Genomic DNA, 16,837 nt, shown 5'->3' with positions numbered 1-16,837 from the left:
CCCTGTTCGTTCCGAGTCTCCGCCGGCCCGCTCAGACCTTCGCGGGTACGTTTCCGTCGACGGCGTGGAGATCCTTGCGGCGGACGACCGGGATCGTCAGCGTGATCGCGGCGGCCACCAGCGCGACGCCGCATCCGATGAGCAGACCGGTACGGAATCCGGCCTCGGTCGGGATGCTGTAGCCGGCGGCCTGCACGCTCATCTGCGACAGCACCACACCCACCACGGCAGCCGAGATCGACGTGCCCATCGAGCGCATGAGCGAGTTGACGCTGTTGGCGGAGGCCGTCTCGGACTGCGGCACGGCCGACATGATCAATGCGGGCATCGCGCCGTAGGCGAAGCCGACACCGGTGCTGCAGATCGCGGTGACGACGAGCAGACCCCACGTCGATCCCATGAGGACGACCGACGAGCCGTAGCCGAGCGCGATGATCAGGCAGCCCACGAAGAGCGTGACCTTCGGTCCGCGCTTCGACGAGAGCTTCCCGCCGATCGGCGAGACGAGCATCATCATGAGCCCGCCAGGAGCCATCCACAGACCCATCGCCAGCATCGACTGACCCAGGCCGTAGCCGGTCTCGGCCGGCAACTGGAGCAGCTGCGGGACGATCAGCGACTGCGCATACATGCCGAAGCCCACGACGACCGAGGCGCAGTTGGTCAACAGGACCGGGAGCCGCGCCGCGACCCGCAGATCGACGAGCGGCTCGGAGCGACGCAGTTCCCACCAACCCCAGACCAGCAGGACGACGACGGCCGCGGCGAACAGATCGAGGGTCGTCGAGCTCGTCCACCCCCAGTCGCCGCCCTTCGAGATCGCGAGCAGCAGGCAGGTCAGGGCCGTTCCGAGGCCGAGCGCGCCCACCACGTCGAAGCGGGCGGTGCTGCCGGAGCCGCGCCCTTCGGGAACCACGCGCCACAGCAGGACGAAGACGACCGCGCTCAGCACTGCCGTGGCCCAGAAGAGGGCGCGCCAGCTGGCGTTCTGGGCGACCGCGGCGGCGATCGGGAGGCCGAGCGCGCCACCGATGCCCATCGACGCGCTCATCAGCGCGATCGAGGAGTGCAGACGCTCGGGCGGCAGCGCGTCGCGCAGGAGGCTGATACCCAGCGGGATCAGACCGACGCCGAGTCCCTGCAGGCCGCGGCCGAGCAGCATCGGCACGAGCGTCGACGCCATGGCGCACAGGGCAGCGCCGACGATGAGCGGAACCGTGCAGATGAGCAGCATCCGCCGCTTGCCGTACATGTCGCCGAGGCGCCCGACGACGGGCGTGGCGACGGCTCCGGTGAGCAGGGTGACGGTGATGACCCAGGACGCGTTGGACGAGGACGTGTTCAGGATCGCGGGCAACTGGGCGATGAGCGGCACGACCAGGGTCTGGGTGAGGGCGCCGACGATGCCGGTGAAGGCGAGGACCCCCACCAGCAGGGAGGAGCGCATCTGCTGCGCCCCGGGTGACTCCGACATGAACTACTCCGTGATCGATGAGAAGCGCCGATTGCGCCGGCAAGGATATGTATGGCGCACATGGTATGCATGATGCATATCCGTCGGTCAACGCGGGACCGCCCATACTGGACAGGGACCCATCTAGGAGTGATGAAGCGCACGCATGGACAAGCCGACGCACCTGATCGAATTCGAAATCATGCTCCTGGGGCGGCATCTCACCTTCTTCGGTCCACGCCGCCGCGATGCCGGACACCTCGATCGCAGCGCCTACACGATGCTGAGCCGGCTGTGGGCCCAGGGACCGATGACCATCGGGCAACTCAGCGACGCGTTCGGTCTCGACGCCTCCACCGTGAACCGGCAGACCGCGGTCCTGTTGAAGTCGGGACTCGCCGAGCGCATCCCCGACCCGGACGGCGGTATCGCCCGCAAGTTCCGGATCACGGACGAGGGTGAGCGCCGACTCGACGACGAACGCGCCCGAGCCGTCGAAGGACTCGAGCGCGTTCTGGTCGACTGGGACGCCGAGGACGTGACACTGTTCGCCCGCTATCTCGAACGGTTCAACACCGACATCGAGCGGAGGTCCGGGGCGCCGTGGACCCGACCGGCCCACATCCGCCCGCCCGGCGAGAGTTAGGCAGCCCTCTCCGTCAGCCGAGCAGCTTCTGCCGCAGCGCCTCGTCCTTCTCGAGCACCATCTGCTCGAGACCCGCCTGGAACTTCTCCATCTGCTCACGCAGCGCCGGATCGGAGGCACCGAGGATGCGCGCGGCGAGCAGACCCGCGTTGCGGGCGCCGCCGATCGAGACGGTGGCGACCGGGACACCGGCGGGCATCTGCACGATCGACAGCAGCGAATCCATGCCGTCGAGGTACTTCAGCGGTACCGGGACACCGATCACCGGCAACGGGGTCGCCGACGCGACCATGCCGGGCAGGTGGGCGGCGCCGCCGGCGCCCGCGATGATGACCTTGATCCCGCGACCTGCGGCGTCCCTGGCGTAATCGAGCATCCGCTGCGGCGTGCGGTGCGCCGAGACGACACCCACCTCGAAGCGGATCCCGAACTCGACCAGCGCCTCGGCAGCGGCCTGCATGGTCGGCCAGTCCGAGTCGCTGCCCATGATCAGGCCGACCTGTGCACCCTGTGCCACGTCACTCACCGCTTTCTCCCGTGTGTTCGTTCCAACCGTCGGTCCACACCGCGTGCGAGAGCCAGTGCGCCGCGCGTTCCGCGCGTTCGCGCACGGCGGCGACGTACTCGGGATCGTCGATCGACCCGGACGGCGCGCCGAGCACGTTGACGTGGCCGATCTTGCGGTCCTTGCGCTCGCCCTTGCCGTAGAGGTGCACGTGCACGTCGGGCATCCGGGCGAACAGGTGGTGCAGCCGCTCGTCCATGCTCATCGCCGGCGCCTCGGGCGCGCCGAGCACGTTCGCCATCACCGTCACCGGCGCGATCGGGCTCGTGTCGCCGAGCGGGTAGTCGAGCACGGCGCGCAGGTGCTGTTCGAACTGGCCGGTGCGGGCACCGTCCATGCCCCAGTGACCGGAGTTGTGCGGACGCATCGCGAGTTCGTTGACGATCAGCTCACCCGAGCGTGTCTCGAACAACTCGACCGCCATGACACCGACGACGCCGAGCTCTCCGGCGATGCGCAGCGCGAGCTGCTCGGCGGCGGTGGCGACGTCCTCGGGCAGGTTCGGGGCGGGTGCGATGACGACGGCGCACTGGCCGTCGCGCTGGACGGTCTCGACGACCGGCCACGACGCGCCCTGACCGAACGGGGCCCGCGCGACCATCGCCGACAGCTCACGCGTCCACTCGACCTTCTCCTCGGCGAGGAGCGGGACACCGGCGGCGAGCTGGTCGGCAACGACCTGCTCGAGTTCGGCGTGGTCGTCGAGGATCCACACGCCGCGGCCGTCGTAGCCGCCGCGTGCGGCCTTGAGCACGTACGGATCGCCGAGTGTGTCGAGCGCGGCGCGGGCGTCCTCGACGGAGGTGATCTCCGCGAACTTCGGCATCGGTGCGCCGAGCTCACCGAGCCGCTTGCGCATCGCGATCTTGTCCTGGGCGTAGATCAGGGCCTGCGGCGGCGGCAGCACAGCGACGCCTTCGCGCTGCAGGACCTCGAGGTGTTCGGTCGGCACACCCTCGTGGTCGAAGGTGAGCGCGTGCGCGCCGGTCGCGGCGCGGCGGAGGGCGTCGAGGTCGTCGTGGCTGCCGAGCACCACGTTCGGGCTGACCTGCGCGGCGGGCTCGTCGGCGCTCCCGGCGAGGACGCGCAGCGTCTGGCCGAGCGCGATCGCCGCCTGATGGGTCATCCGCGCGAGCTGTCCACCACCGATCATCGTGACGACCGGCATACCCGTCGTCAGGGTGCGGGGCGTGTCGGATCTGGGGGACGATTCAGGTCTGCCTGTCACGGCTGTCCATGGTGTCACAGCATGTCGTGGCGTCGTTCCGCTGCTCCCCCGCCGAGCGTCGAGGGACCTCCCACCGACCCGCCACGAGCGTGTACCGACGCCGCGGAACGACCCGCGCGGTGGTGTGGGAATGCCGACATGTGCGGTCGGGTTTCGGAAATTCACATCTTCGTTTCGTACACTTCTCCAAGTGACAATCGTCGATGAAGCGTTGAGCAGAGTTCCCCAGCCTTTCCGGGGGCTGTTGCTCCGGCATCGCGAATTGATCAAATTCGCCATCGTCGGTGGCACCACCTTCGTGATCGACTCGGCGATCTTCTACACGCTCAAGCTCACAGTTCTGTCCGAGAAGCCGGTGACCGCCAAGATCATCGCCGGTGTCGTCGCGGTGATCTGCTCGTACATCCTCAACCGCGAATGGTCCTTCCGTAATCGCGGCGGCCGCGAGCGCGCCCACGAGGCGTTCCTGTTCTTCTTCGTCAGCGGTATCGGGGTAGTGCTCTCGTTCATCCCGTTGTGGATCTCGAGTTACGTCTTCAACCTGCGCGTACCCGAGGTGAGCCTCGCGACGGAGAACATCGCCGACTTCGTCAGCGCGTACATCATCGGCAACCTGCTCCAGATGATCTTCCGCTTCTACTGCTTCAAGAAGTTCGTCTTCCCGGAGGAGATGGTCCCGGACGCTCCCCTCGACGAACCCACCGAACAGCTCGACCGGTCCTGAGCAGAGCATCTCGACCGGGCCCGACCGGGAGAAGGTCTAGCGCGGTTCGCGCGTGCCGTTCGGCGTAGGGACGTCCCGATCGCGGGGCGCGCCGAGGAACAGCGCGAACAGTGCGGGCCGGCGTCGCTGCAGTTCGAGACGACCGCCGTCGGCCTCCGCGAGGGCGCGGGCGAGCGCCAGTCCCACCCCGGTCGATCCGCCCCCGGAGAAGCCGCGGTCGAAGACGTACGGCGCGACCTCGTCGCTGACGCCCTCCCCCTCGTCGGCCACCTCGACACACACCGTGACGTCGCCGCGGGTCGCGACCTGCCGCACCGAGACCGTACACGTGCCACCGCCGTGCACGAGCGCGTTGTCGACGAGCACCGCCACCGCCTCACGCAACCGCGAACCGGTCACCGCCGCCCGCAGCGACGGGTCGCCGCGCAGCACCAGTTCCCGTCCCGCCTCCTCGTAGGGGCCGCGCCAGTCGGCGACGACACCGGTGAGTTCGCCGACCACCGACACGTCGGTGCGCTGGTCGGCGCTGCTGTCGCGGGACTGGCGCACGAGGCCGTCGATCGCGGTGGTCAGCCGGTCCACCTGTGCCATGGCCGCCTCGGCCTCCTCCACCACGGCGGGATCGTCGTGGGTGGACAGCTCGTCGAGCCGCAGCCGGATCGCGGTCATCCGGGAGCGGAGCTGATGCGAGACGTCGCCGACGAGCGCGTGCTCGCGCTGCAGGCGGTGTGAGATCTCGACGGCGGCCGAATCCAGCACGTCGGAGACGCGGTCGAGTTCGGGGATGCCGTGCCGCCGGGCCACCGGGCGGAAGTCGCCCTCGGCGAGGCGGGCCGCCCGGTTCGCCACGTCGCGAAGCGGGTCGGCGAGTCGTCGGGCGGTCGCCACCGCGACCAGCGCTCCGGCCGCGACGGAGAGCAGCACCAGCAGGCTCACCGCGGCGAGCACCTGCTGCTGCAGGGTGCGCATGCTCTCCGAGGGCACCTCGATGAGCAGCGAGCCGGACGTCCCCATCGACAACGACTCGACGATCGACGCCCCGAGCACCGGCGTGCCGATGTCCAGGCGCGCCGCGACGTTCTCGGGCGTCGGGTAGACCACCACGGCCCGCCCGTCGGTGGGAACGAGCAGGCGCAGGGAGCTCGTGTCGAGGCCACCGACGACGAATCCGTCGGTGCCCTCCTGGGCAATGATTTCGTCGGCCATGCGTTCGAGCCGGTTCTGCAGGTCGCGGCGGGCGGTGTCCTCGACGAACAGGAACGCCGTGTAGGCGAGCGGGATGCCGAGCAACAGCGCGACGAGCAGCACGGTCGCCAGGACGGCGTTGAGGATGCGGCTGCGCACGCCGGAGACGCTAGTCGGTGTTCAGCCGGAAACCGACACCGCGCACCGTGGCGATGCGACGTTCCCCGGCCGGTCCCTCGTCGCCGATCTTGCGGCGCAACCACGACATGTGCATGTCGAGCGTCTTCGAACCGCGCAGGTCGGCGTCGCCCCACACCTCCTCGAGGATCGCATCGCGGGAGACGACCTGCCCCGCGTGCTCGAGCAGCACGCGCAGGAGCTCGTACTCCTTGTTGGCGAGAGTCACCTCGGAGCCGTCCACGAGGACGCGGCGCGCGGCGCGTTCGAGCCGGATCCCGGCGACGTCCACGACGTCGTCGTTCTCCGGGCCGCCGCGCCGGCGCAGCAGCGCGCGCACGCGCGCCATGAGTTCGGCGAGACGGAACGGTTTGCCGACGTAGTCGTCGGCGCCGGCGTCGAGACCGACGACGAAATCGACCTCGTCGGTGCGGGCGGTGAGCATGAGCACGGCCAGATCGGAGCGGCTCGCCCGGATCTGGCGACACACCTCGAGTCCGTCCATCCCGGGAAGGCCGAGGTCGAGGATGAGCAGTTCGAACCTGCCCGACAGTGCCTGTTCGAGCGCGGCCGGACCGTTGTCCTCGACGGTCACCTCGTACCCTTCGCGTCCCAGCGCACGGGACAGCGGTGCAGCGATTGCGTCGTCGTCTTCGGCGAGTAGAACGGCAGTCACCACGCCAGCCTACGGATCGGGGTTCGCTTTGTCGGGATTACCGGCGGGTCGTGTCGGCACACCTGCGACTCGCGGTCACCAGGCCTTGCGGTGCTCGTGTTCGTCGCGCCGATAGCGGGTGGTATGGCGGTCGTCGGAGCGCTGGTCCTGCGCGTCGAAGGCCTGCCGGTAGAGCAGGGCATGCACCTGCTGGACGTCAGGGATGTCGTCGAACTCGATGGGATCGTCCGCCGCGGAGACCACGACGAGCGTGCCGGTCCTGAGCATCCGGTCGACGAGACCGTGCCGGAACTGGACGTTGCTGATCCGGCCCATCGGGATGTCGATACCCGTGTGGGTGAGCACACCGGTGCGGACGAGCACGCGCCGGTCGGTGACGATGAAGTGCGTGGTGAGCCACCCGACGAAGGGAGGGACGCACCGCCAGCCGACCAGGCCGAGCCACGCCGCGGCCACGGCGAAACCGCACCAGGTCGCGGCGGCGCCGTCGAGCCGGGCCTGGACGAGTCCCAGCAGGAAACCGGCGACCATCGTCGACACGAGAAAGGTCACCGTCGGCAGCACGAGAGACTTCCAGTGCGGATGCCGATGCAGCAGCAACTCTTCCTCGGGTGCGAGGGCGTCCTCCGGATATCCCATACCGCCCACGATGGCATATGTCGGTCTTGTACCGATGCGAGCGGTCGCAGGGTGCTCAGACCGGTCGCAGATGTGTGATGTCGCCCGCAGCGACCGCCACGGCCTCTCCCCCGCCGTCGGGACGGATCACGATCCGTCCCTGGTCGTCGACGTCGGTCGCGACGCCGTGCAGTTCGGTGTCGCCGGGCAGGATCGCGCGGACACGCTGCCCGACCGTGCTGCACCGTTCGCGGTAGGCCGCGGCGAGTTCGGCGGTGTCCCATCCCGCGCGGGCCCACGCCCGGATCCGGTCGCCGAAGCCGGCGAGCAGTGCCTGAGCGAGCGGGGTGCGATCGAGTTCCGTGGCGTCCTCGAGCAGCAGCGAGGTGGCGGTGGGGACGGGCAGTTCGTCGCGCCCGAGGGTGGCGTTGATGCCGATCCCCGCGACGACCGTGGGCACCGGCGAGGTGGCCGCGACCTCGACGAGGATCCCGGCGAGCTTGCGCCCGTCGACGAGGACGTCGTTGGGCCACTTCAGTTGTGCCGCAACACCGGTCACGGATCGCACGGCGTCGACGGCGGCGATGCCGCACAGCAGTGGGAGCCAGCCGATGTTCTGCAGCGGGCACTCGGGCAGCCGCAGCAGGACCGACACGATGACCTGCGCGCCGGGAACACCGTTCCAGGTGCGCGAGTGGCGGCCGCGGCCACCGTGCTGGAACTCGGCGAGCAGCACGCGACGGTCGTCGCCGGTCGCGGCGACGGCGAGCAGATCCGCGTTCGTCGACGCCGTGTCGGCGACGACGTCGAGACGTGTGTAGAAGCCTTCGCGCTCGGCGCCGACGAGGGCATCGCGCAGCGCCGCCTCGTCGAGCGGTGTACGGAGGGCGAGAAGATCGGTCGTGGGCCGGTCGGAAGCCATGTACACAGCCTAAAGTGGACCTTCGCTACCTACCCGCCGGTAGGTCCGGAGCGGTGGTCCGGCCTTCGGGACCTCGATGCAGCGGCCTTGTATGACGATCGCTAAGCTGACTGGCCATGACCACTGTCCAGGAGCCGTCCGCGCCCGAGGCGGCGAGTACGCCCGATATCCACACCACCGCCGGCAAGCTGGCCGACCTGCGCAACCGTCAAGCACAGGCCCGCGTCCCGGTCGGTGAGGCCGCAGTCGAGAAGGTTCACGCCAAGGGCAAGCTGACCGCTCGCGAGCGCATCCAGGCGCTCCTCGACGAAGGATCGTTCGTCGAGCTCGACGCCCTCGCTCGCCACCGCAGCACCAACTTCGGCCTGGCCGACAACCGTCCGCTCGGCGACGGCGTCGTCACCGGCTACGGCACGATCGACGGCCGCGACGTCTGTGTCTTCTCCCAGGACGCCACCGTCTTCGGCGGCAGCCTCGGCGAGGTCTACGGCGAGAAGATCGTCAAGGTCATGGACCTGGCCCTCAAGACCGGCCGTCCGCTGATCGGCATCAACGAGGGCGCCGGCGCGCGCATCCAGGAGGGTGTCGTCTCCCTCGGCCTCTACGGTGAGATCTTCCACCGCAACGTGCAGGCCTCCGGTGTCATCCCGCAGATCTCGCTGATCATGGGCCCCGCGGCCGGTGGTCACGTCTACTCCCCCGCACTCACCGACTTCGTCGTGATGGTCGACCAGACCAGCCAGATGTTCGTCACCGGCCCCGACGTCATCAAGACCGTCACCGGCGAAGACGTCACGATGGAGGACCTCGGCGGCGCCCACACCCACATGGTCAAGTCGGGTGTCGCGCACTACGTCGCCGACGGCGAGCAGGATGCCCTGGACTACGTCAAGGACCTGCTGTCCTACCTCCCCAGCAACAACCAGGCCGCTGCGCCGCGTCTCGCCCCGAGCGACCCGATCGAGGGTGCGATCGAGGACTCCCTCACCGCTGAGGACATCGAGCTCGACACGCTGATCCCGGATTCGCCGAACCAGCCGTACGACATGCACGAGGTCATCCGTCGCCTGCTCGACGACGACGAGTTCCTCGAGGTCCAGGCCGAGCGCGCCAAGAACATCATCGTCGGCTTCGGTCGCGTCGACGGCCGCAGCGTCGGCATCGTCGCCAACCAGCCCACGCAGTTCGCCGGCTGCCTGGACATCGACGCGTCCGAGAAGGCTGCGCGCTTCGTCCGCACCTGCGACGCGTTCAACGTGCCGATCATCACGCTCGTCGACGTCCCCGGCTTCCTGCCCGGCACCGAGCAGGAGTACAACGGCATCATCCGCCGCGGCGCCAAGCTGCTCTACGCCTACGGCGAGGCGACCGTCGGCAAGATCACGGTCATCACCCGCAAGGCCTACGGCGGCGCGTACGACGTCATGGGTTCCAAGCACATGGGTGCCGACGTCAACCTTGCATGGCCCACTGCGCAGATCGCCGTCATGGGTGCCTCCGGCGCCGTCGGCTTCGTCTACCGCAAGCGCCTGCTCGAGGCCGCCAAGAACGGTGAGGACGTCGACGCGCTGCGCCTCGAACTGCAGAACGAGTACGAGGACACCCTGGTGAACCCGTACGTCGCCGCCGAGCGCGGTTACGTCGACGCGGTGATCCCGCCGTCGCACACGCGCGGTCAGATCGTCTCCGCGCTGCGCCTGCTCGAGCGGAAGATGGTTTCGCTCCCGCCGAAGAAGCATGGAAACATTCCGCTGTGACGCTCGGCGGCAGGACCGGGCTCAGCTCGGTCCTGCCGCGACCGTACGGCGTAGCACGTCGCCGACGACGTGCGATGAACCCGAGAGAGGGATCGACATGACAGCGACCCGGTGGGCATCCGATGCCCGTGTGGACGCGTACCCGGGGGGTGCCCTGTGACAGCGACGGCAGAGGACAAGATCATCACCGAGTTCGAGGTCGAAGAGCAGTCGCCCGCGGCCGAGGCCACGGCCGCCGACGACGCGACCGAAGCCGCCCAGGAGAGCACCGCGGTCGCTGAGACCGCGGCCGCCATCCGCATCGTCAAGGGCAACCCCGCCGACGAGGAGATCGCAGCTCTCGTCGCCGTGCTCGCCGCTGCCGCTGCGTCGGCAGGCGACGAGGTGGTCGACACCCGGCCGCCCGAGACCTGGGGCGATCCGACGCGGATGCACCGGCAGTGGGCGCCGTTCTCGCCGTATTCGTACCCGAACCGCGGCTGACATGCCCCGGCTCGTCCTGGCCTCGGCTTCACCCGCCCGCCTCGCGGTTCTCCACGCGGCGGGCGTGAAGCCGTTGGTGCAGGTGTCGGAGGTCGACGAGGACGCACTCATCGCGTCCCTCGGCCCCGGCACGCCACCGGCGCAGGTCGTCACCGAGCTGGCCCGCGCCAAGGCCACCGACATCCTGCCCGTCCTGCGCGAGCAGAAGCTGCGCGACGCCGTCGTCATCGGCTGCGACTCGATGCTGCTGGTCGACGGCGCTCTGCAGGGCAAGCCCGGCACCGTCGAGGCGGCCCGCGAGCGCTGGCGGACGATGGCCGGCCGCAGCGGCGAGCTGCTCACGGGCCATGCAGTGCTCCGTATCCGCGACGACGAGGTCGTCGCGGAGGCCGCCGACCACAGCGGCACCGTCGTGCATTTCGGCACCCCCACCGACGAGGAGCTCGAGGCGTATCTCGACAGCGGTGAGCCGCTCGAGGTGGCCGGGGCCTTCACACTCGACGGTCACGGGGGCTGGTTCGTCGAGGGCATCGAGGGCGATCCGTCGTCGGTGATCGGCATCGGGCTCCCGCTGGTGCGGCGTCTTCTCGCCGAAATCGGCATCTCCGTCGCACGCTTGTGGGCCGAGAACGCCGCGATCCCCGTCGAGGCGCTCGAGAACTGAGCCGTACCCGGCACTATCGGCTCGGGCCGCCGTACAGGGTCTTCTGCAACGAGCCCGTCATCGCCTCGGCCTTGGCCTTCGCGCGCTCGGCATCCACACCGTGGAACATCTCGTCCACGGTCCCGCACCACAACTGCAACCACCGCTCGAACCGGGCGGGGGTCAGTCCGTGATGTCCGTGCAACGCCCGGTGCACCGGCACGAATGCTCCGCGATAGCGGGTCGTGCGGAAGAGGATCTGCTCCCAGAAGTCGCCGACGACCACCAGATGGTCGTCCAGTCCGACCACGGCGAGGACGTCGAATGCCGGCGCGAGCACGGGATCGTCGAGGGCCCGTTCGTAGAACCGCCGGACCAGCAGGTCGATGTGCTCCCGCGATGCGAGCTCGACCGGGGCCGGCCGGTCGGGGTGGGTGTCACTGTGGGTCACGTCCCGTCACGGTACCGCCTAGAATCGACGGCGCACCTGCCACCACAGCCTCAGGAGCCCATGTGCCCGTCGCACCCGATAGCAACCCTTCGTTCGCGGTATACGCCGATCCCAACCGTCTCGTGTCGACGGAGTGGTTGTCCGCTCATCTCGGCCATCCCGAAGTGAAGGTCGTAGAGTCCGACGAGGACGTCCTTCTCTACGACGTGGGGCACATCCCCGGTGCGGTGAAGATCGACTGGCATCTCGATCTCAACGACCCCGTCACCCGCGACTACATCGACGGCGAGCAGTTCGCCGCGCTCATGGATCGCAAGGGCATCCGCCGCACCGACACCGTGATCATCTACGGCGACAAGTCCAACTGGTGGGCCGCCTACGCGCTGTGGGTCTTCACCCTCTTCGGGCACGAGGACGTCCGCCTGCTCGACGGTGGCCGCGACGCGTGGATCTCCGAGAACCGCGACACCACCCTCGACATCCCCGTCGCCACGACGAGCGGTTACCCGGTCGTCGAGCGCAACGACGCGCTGATCCGCGCATTCAAGGACGACGTCCTCGCGCACCTGGGCAAGGGCCCGCTGGTCGACGTGCGCTCGCCGCAGGAGTACACCGGCGAGCGCACCCACATGCCCGACTACCCGGAAGAGGGCGCCCTGCGCGGTGGCCACATCCCCACCGCGGTGTCGATCCCGTGGGCGAAGGCAGCGGCGCCGGACGGCCGGTTCCGTGCGCGGCCCGAGCTCGAGGAGATCTACGGCGACATCGACCAGGACGCCGACGTGATCGCCTACTGCCGGATCGGCGAGCGCTCGAGCCACACCTGGTTCGTCCTCACCTACCTGCTCGGTTACTCGAATGTGCGCAACTACGACGGTTCGTGGACCGAGTGGGGCAACGCCGTCCGCGTGCCCATCGTCAAGGGCGACGAGCCCGGAGAAGTGCCGGCCGTATGAGCATCCCCGCCCCGCTCGCCGAGATCGTCGACGACTTCGCCGCCGTCGAGGGTCAGGACAAGCTGCAGTTGCTGCTCGAGTTCAGCCGCGAACTCCCGCCCCTTCCCGAGGAGCTGGAGGAGGCGGCGATGGAACCGGTACCCGAGTGCCAGTCGCCGCTGTTCCTGTCTGTCGATGCCTCCGACCGGTCTCGGGTGAAGCTCCACTTCAGCGCACCCGCCGAAGCGCCGACCACGCGCGGATTCGCGTCGATCCTGCAGCAGGGACTCGACGGTCTGAGCGCGCAGGAGATCCTCGACGTGCCCGACGACTTCTACGCGTCGCTCGGGCTCGCCGAGGCGGTCAGCCCGCTGCGGTTGCGAGGGATGAGCGCAATGCTCACGCGCATCAAGCGGCACCTCCGAACCTGACGCGGTCATGGAGTTCACCGAGCTCGCCGACTACCGGATCCCCCCGGGGGTTCTCACCGAATGGCTGCCGTGTGCGGCCGAGGACGACTGGCGCGAGGACCCTCGCCCCGCCTCGTACATCCACGAGGCGCATCTGAGGCGCACCTCGGGGGTCCGGTACGGCGGGGGCCGCGACTCCTGGCTCGGCACGGCCTTCGAGGTCCCCGGACCGCTCGACACCGAGCGGTTCCGGCGGACCCTGCAGCGCTGGATCGACCGGCACGAACCGCTGCGCAGCCACGCGCACCTCGACGAGGAGCAGAGCGGCGGCGGTCTGGTGCGGCGCACCGCTCCCCCGGGCCGGGTGTCGGTGCGACCCATCCGGCACGATCCCGCCGATCCCGACACCATCCACGACCACCTGCTCGGTCTGTTCGACGACTACACCACGCCGCATCTGTGGCCGTCCTACGTCTTCGCGACGCTCGAACGGACACCGGACGGGAACTCGGACGGCACGACCGGCACAGCCGGTACAGGCGGCACGACGGGCACAGCCGGTACAGGCGGCACGGAAGACACCGACGATCGGTTCACGGTCTTCTTCGGCGCCGACCACTCCATCATCGACGGGTACTCCGTGGTGCTCGTGGCACACGAGATCTCGGCGCTCTACGAGGAGGAGCGCACCGGTCGCGCCGCCGACCTGTTCCCGGTGGGCAGCTACATCGACTTCGGCGCCGCCGAACGTGACGAGTCCGCGCATCTCGACGACGACGACGAGGCCGTGCAGATCTGGCGGCGGACCCTCACCGAATGCGGCGGCGAACCGCCCGCCTTCCCCCTCTCGATCGGAGCGCGACCCGCGCACGCGACACCCCAGCAGCGACTGTCGGAACGCTGGTTCGACGACGACGAGGCGAGCGCCTTCGCCGCATGCTGCCGACGCGCCGGGACGGGTTTCTTCGCCGGCGTGCTGGCGTGTTTCGGCCGGGCGACGGCCGAGTTCACCGGCGCGGACCGGTTCCGGACTGTCGCGCCCGCGCACACCCGCGCCGGGCCGATCTGGGCGGGTTCGCTCGGTTGGTTCGTCGGCCTGCGACCGATCGACCTGAAGCTCACGGACACAACGGATTTCGAGACCCTGGCGATGCGGGCCGGCGATGAACTGCACCGCACCCGCGCGAGCGCACGGGTGCCGTTCGTGCGGGTGGGTGAACTCCTCGGCGTGCCCATCCGGCCCCGTTTCGTCGTCTCGTACATGGACGTGCGGTTCGTGCCGATGGCGGCCCAGTGGCCCGAATGGAACGCCCAGGCGCTGCGGAGCCGCAGCTTCACCCACGACGTCTACGTGTGGATCAATCGCACGCCCGAGGGCGTGAACATGTCGGCGCGATTCCCCGACAACACGGTCGCGGGCGAGAACGTCCCGAGCCTTCTCACGCGCACCCGCGAACTGATGCACGAGGTCGCGGTGGGTGGGCCGTGGATCGCGCGGCCGGAAACGGCAGCAGTCCCACCTACCGGTGAGTAGCATTGTGCGCTCGAACGGCCGCCGTAATGTATATGGGCATCCGGTTACATCGTCGATCCGATCGGCGCTTAGACTGCCCGTCGACGGAAATAACCTAACGATCGATCAACAGGAGGCTCCGTGCCCAGTCATGCCAGCGCGCAGATCACGAAGGTGCTCGTCGCGAACCGCGGCGAAATCGCTGTGCGGGTCATCCGAGCCGCCAAGGACGCGGGCTACGGCAGTGTCGCCGTCTACGCCGAACCGGACGCAGACGCACAGTTCGTGAAGCTCGCCGACGAGGCGTTCGCACTGGGCGGCACCACCTCGGCCGAGTCCTACCTGGTGTTCGACAAGATCCTCGACGCCGCGGCCAAGTCCGGCGCCGACGCCATCCACCCCGGCTACGGCTTCCTCTCCGAGAACGCCGACTTCGCCCAGGCCGTGATCGACGCCGGCCTCATCTGGATCGGCCCCTCGCCGCAGTCCATCCGCGACCTCGGCGACAAGGTCACCGCCCGCCACATCGCCGAGCGCGCCAAGGCTCCGATGGCGGCCGGCACCAAGGACCCGGTCAAGAACGCCGACGAGGTCGTCGAGTTCGCCAAGAAGTACGGCGTGCCGGTCGCGATCAAGGCCGCCTTCGGCGGTGGTGGACGCGGCATGAAGGTCGCGCAGACCATCGAGGAGATCCCCGAGCTGTTCGAGTCGGCCACCCGTGAGGCCGTCGCCGCCTTCGGTCGCGGCGAGTGCTTCGTCGAGCAGTACCTCGACAAGGCCCGCCACGTCGAGGCCCAGGTCATCGCCGACCAGCACGGCAACGTCATCGTCGCCGGCACCCGCGACTGCTCGCTGCAGCGTCGCTTCCAGAAGCTCGTCGAGGAGGCCCCCGCGCCGTTCCTGACCGACGAGCAGCGCAAGCGCATCCACGACTCCGCCAAGGCCATCTGCCGCGAGGCCGGTTACTACGGCGCCGGCACCGTGGAGTACCTCGTGCAGGGCGACACCGTCTCCTTCCTCGAGGTCAACACCCGCCTGCAGGTCGAGCACCCGGTCACCGAGGAGACCGCCGGCATCGACCTCGTGCGTCAGCAGTTCCGCATCGCCAACGGCGAGAAGCTCGAGCTCACCGAGGACCCGACCCCGCGCGGCCACTCCTTCGAGTTCCGCATCAACGGTGAGGACGCCGGTCGCGGCTTCCTCCCCGCCCCCGGCCCGATCACCGTCTACAAGGAGCCCACGGGCCCCGGCGTGCGTGTCGACTCGGGTGTCGTTCAGGGCGACGTCATCGGCGGCCAGTTCGACTCGATGCTCGCCAAGCTGATCGTCACCGGTGAGACCCGCGAGCAGGCGCTGCAGCGCGCTGCCCGCGCGCTGGCCGAGTTCGAGGTCGAGGGCCTGGCCACGGTCATCCCGTTCCACCGCCACATCGTCGAGAACCCGGCCTTCGTGGGCGACGGCGAGAAGTTCGACGTCTACACCAAGTGGATCGAGAACGAGTGGGAGAACACCATCGAGCCGTACACCGGTGGTGCCCCGATCGAGGACGAGGACGAGGCCCTGCCGCGTCAGAACGTCGTCGTCGAGGTCGGCGGACGCCGCGTCGAGGTGTCGCTGCCCGGCCAGTTCTCGCTCGGCGGTAACGGCGGCGGTGCCGGCGCGATCCGCAAGAAGCCGAAGCCCCGCAAGCGCGGTGGCGGCGGCGCGGGCAAGGCGTCGGGCGACGCGGTGACCGCACCCATGCAGGGCACCGTCGTCAAGGTCGCGGTCGCCGAGGGCCAGGAGGTCGCCGAGGGTGAGCTCATCGCCGTGCTCGAGGCCATGAAGATGGAGAACCCGGTCAACGCCCACAAGGCGGGCGTCGTCACCGGCCTCGCGGTCGAGCCGGGTGCCGCGGTCACCCAGGGCACCGTGCTCACCGAGATCAAGTAGGACCCCGCCCGAGCAACGCTCGGGTAATACGGCCGACGGTCCCCCGCATCGTTCACGATGCGGGGGACCTCGCTGTATCGAGCTTGTCGCGGCCCGGCTCATGCGCGCGAAAACCACTAGCCTGGAGTCATGGCCGACCGCCCCGATATCCGCATCGGCACCGCCGAGCGTGAAGAAGCTGTAGCGCTGCTCGGCGAGCATTTCGCCGCGGGCCGTCTCAGCCTCGCGGAGTTCGACGAGCGGGTCGCACTCGCCACGCAGGCCACGGTGCGCGGCGACCTGATCCCTCTCTTCGCCGACCTACCGTCGGCGCCGGCCGCGATGGCCTCGACCGGGCCGCGGGATCTGGCGGAGCAGCTGCTCACGCTGGTTCCGTTCATCCTGGTCGCGCTGCTCGTGATCGTCGTCTTCCGGCATCCGATCGCGCTGCTCATCGCCTTCGGTGTGCTGTTCGTCGCGGGTCGCCGGGCCTACCGACTCCTCGGCGAGGGCCGCGGGCCGTCCTGACCTCGCGGTGCC

The 16,837-nt window shown here is 69.2% G+C and carries 18 protein-coding genes; 10 read left to right on the top strand and 8 right to left on the bottom strand.

Going from position 1 to position 16,837, the window contains the following annotated elements; translation table 11 throughout:
* Positions 1-31: 31 nt before the first annotated feature.
* Positions 32-1,474, bottom strand: coding sequence for an MFS transporter (locus B9C99_RS09810; RefSeq protein WP_016694896.1), 1,443 nt, complete (start codon positions 1,472-1,474; stop codon positions 32-34).
* Between the two features lie 145 nt (positions 1,475-1,619).
* Between B9C99_RS09810 and B9C99_RS09805 the strand changes: the two genes are divergently transcribed.
* Positions 1,620-2,099 carry a MarR family winged helix-turn-helix transcriptional regulator gene (locus B9C99_RS09805; protein ID WP_088897695.1) on the top strand — a complete coding sequence of 160 codons (480 nt, stop codon included), beginning with the start codon at positions 1,620-1,622 and terminating at the stop codon, positions 2,097-2,099.
* 13 nt (positions 2,100-2,112) lie between these two features.
* On the opposite strand, the gene purE is transcribed toward B9C99_RS09805, so the two are convergent.
* Positions 2,113-2,625 (bottom strand): 5-(carboxyamino)imidazole ribonucleotide mutase, encoded by a 513-nt coding sequence (gene purE / locus B9C99_RS09800; protein ID WP_016694898.1) that lies wholly within the window; start codon positions 2,623-2,625, stop codon positions 2,113-2,115.
* Positions 2,618-3,892, bottom strand: coding sequence for a 5-(carboxyamino)imidazole ribonucleotide synthase (locus B9C99_RS09795; RefSeq protein ID WP_088897694.1), 1,275 nt, complete (start codon positions 3,890-3,892; stop codon positions 2,618-2,620). Before B9C99_RS09795 ends, purE begins: the two co-directional genes overlap by 8 nt.
* 190 nt (positions 3,893-4,082) lie before the next feature.
* Here B9C99_RS09795 and B9C99_RS09790 point away from each other — a divergent pair, with 190 nt between their 5' ends.
* On the top strand, positions 4,083-4,616 hold the full coding sequence (locus B9C99_RS09790; protein ID WP_088897693.1) for a GtrA family protein: 534 nt from the start codon (positions 4,083-4,085) through the stop codon (positions 4,614-4,616).
* Positions 4,617-4,652: 36 nt separating this feature from the next.
* On the opposite strand, the gene B9C99_RS09785 is transcribed toward B9C99_RS09790, so the two are convergent.
* The 4 genes from B9C99_RS09785 to B9C99_RS09770 all read right to left on the bottom strand — a co-directional run bounded on the left by B9C99_RS09785 (position 4,653) and on the right by B9C99_RS09770 (position 8,194).
* The gene (locus tag B9C99_RS09785) at positions 4,653-5,960 is read right to left on the bottom strand and encodes a HAMP domain-containing sensor histidine kinase (RefSeq protein ID WP_016694901.1); all 1,308 of its coding nucleotides are present in this window, start codon (positions 5,958-5,960) and stop codon (positions 4,653-4,655) included.
* A gap of 10 nt (positions 5,961-5,970) precedes the next feature.
* Positions 5,971-6,654 (bottom strand): response regulator transcription factor, encoded by a 684-nt coding sequence (locus B9C99_RS09780; RefSeq protein ID WP_026061725.1) that lies wholly within the window; start codon positions 6,652-6,654, stop codon positions 5,971-5,973.
* A gap of 75 nt (positions 6,655-6,729) precedes the next feature.
* Entirely contained in the window at positions 6,730-7,293 is a 564-nt protein-coding gene (locus B9C99_RS09775; RefSeq protein WP_088897692.1) for a PH domain-containing protein, read from the bottom strand.
* 55 nt (positions 7,294-7,348) lie between these two features.
* Positions 7,349-8,194 (bottom strand): biotin--[acetyl-CoA-carboxylase] ligase, encoded by an 846-nt coding sequence (locus B9C99_RS09770; RefSeq protein WP_016694904.1) that lies wholly within the window; start codon positions 8,192-8,194, stop codon positions 7,349-7,351.
* Between the two features lie 116 nt (positions 8,195-8,310).
* Here B9C99_RS09770 and B9C99_RS09765 point away from each other — a divergent pair, with 116 nt between their 5' ends.
* The 3 genes from B9C99_RS09765 (at position 8,311) to B9C99_RS09755 (ending at position 11,098) form a co-directional block, all read left to right on the top strand.
* Entirely contained in the window at positions 8,311-9,951 is a 1,641-nt protein-coding gene (locus B9C99_RS09765) for an acyl-CoA carboxylase subunit beta (protein ID WP_016694905.1), read from the top strand.
* A 156-nt stretch (positions 9,952-10,107) separates the two neighbouring features.
* Entirely contained in the window at positions 10,108-10,434 is a 327-nt protein-coding gene (locus tag B9C99_RS09760; RefSeq protein ID WP_088897691.1) for an acyl-CoA carboxylase subunit epsilon, read from the top strand.
* A 1-nt stretch (position 10,435) separates the two neighbouring features.
* A complete protein-coding gene (locus B9C99_RS09755; RefSeq protein WP_088897690.1) occupies positions 10,436-11,098 on the top strand; it encodes a nucleoside triphosphate pyrophosphatase in 663 nt (220 codons plus the stop codon).
* Between the two features lie 13 nt (positions 11,099-11,111).
* On the opposite strand, the gene B9C99_RS09750 is transcribed toward B9C99_RS09755, so the two are convergent.
* Positions 11,112-11,528 carry a group III truncated hemoglobin gene (locus B9C99_RS09750; RefSeq protein WP_088897689.1) on the bottom strand — a complete coding sequence of 139 codons (417 nt, stop codon included), beginning with the start codon at positions 11,526-11,528 and terminating at the stop codon, positions 11,112-11,114.
* Positions 11,529-11,590: 62 nt separating this feature from the next.
* Between B9C99_RS09750 and B9C99_RS09745 the strand changes: the two genes are divergently transcribed.
* From B9C99_RS09745 to B9C99_RS09725, 5 genes are all read left to right on the top strand, one after another.
* The gene (locus tag B9C99_RS09745) at positions 11,591-12,484 is read left to right on the top strand and encodes a sulfurtransferase (protein ID WP_016696120.1); all 894 of its coding nucleotides are present in this window, start codon (positions 11,591-11,593) and stop codon (positions 12,482-12,484) included.
* Positions 12,481-12,894, top strand: coding sequence for a SufE family protein (locus B9C99_RS09740; protein ID WP_016696122.1), 414 nt, complete (start codon positions 12,481-12,483; stop codon positions 12,892-12,894). Before B9C99_RS09745 ends, B9C99_RS09740 begins: the two co-directional genes overlap by 4 nt.
* Positions 12,895-12,901: 7 nt before the next feature.
* Complete coding sequence (locus B9C99_RS09735; RefSeq protein WP_088897688.1) at positions 12,902-14,407, top strand: condensation domain-containing protein; 1,506 nt, start codon at positions 12,902-12,904, stop codon at positions 14,405-14,407.
* 120 nt (positions 14,408-14,527) lie between these two features.
* Positions 14,528-16,318 (top strand): acetyl/propionyl/methylcrotonyl-CoA carboxylase subunit alpha, encoded by a 1,791-nt coding sequence (locus tag B9C99_RS09730; RefSeq protein ID WP_088897687.1) that lies wholly within the window; start codon positions 14,528-14,530, stop codon positions 16,316-16,318.
* A gap of 129 nt (positions 16,319-16,447) precedes the next feature.
* Positions 16,448-16,825 carry a DUF1707 domain-containing protein gene (locus tag B9C99_RS09725; protein WP_088897686.1) on the top strand — a complete coding sequence of 126 codons (378 nt, stop codon included), beginning with the start codon at positions 16,448-16,450 and terminating at the stop codon, positions 16,823-16,825.
* Positions 16,826-16,837: the final 12 nt, after the last annotated feature.

This window comes from Rhodococcus sp. BUPNP1, assembly GCF_002215235.1.
Lineage (GTDB): Bacteria > Actinomycetota > Actinomycetes > Mycobacteriales > Mycobacteriaceae > Rhodococcus.
The sequence above is the reverse complement of the archived record's forward strand: the minus strand, read 5'-3'. Positions and strand labels throughout refer to the sequence as shown.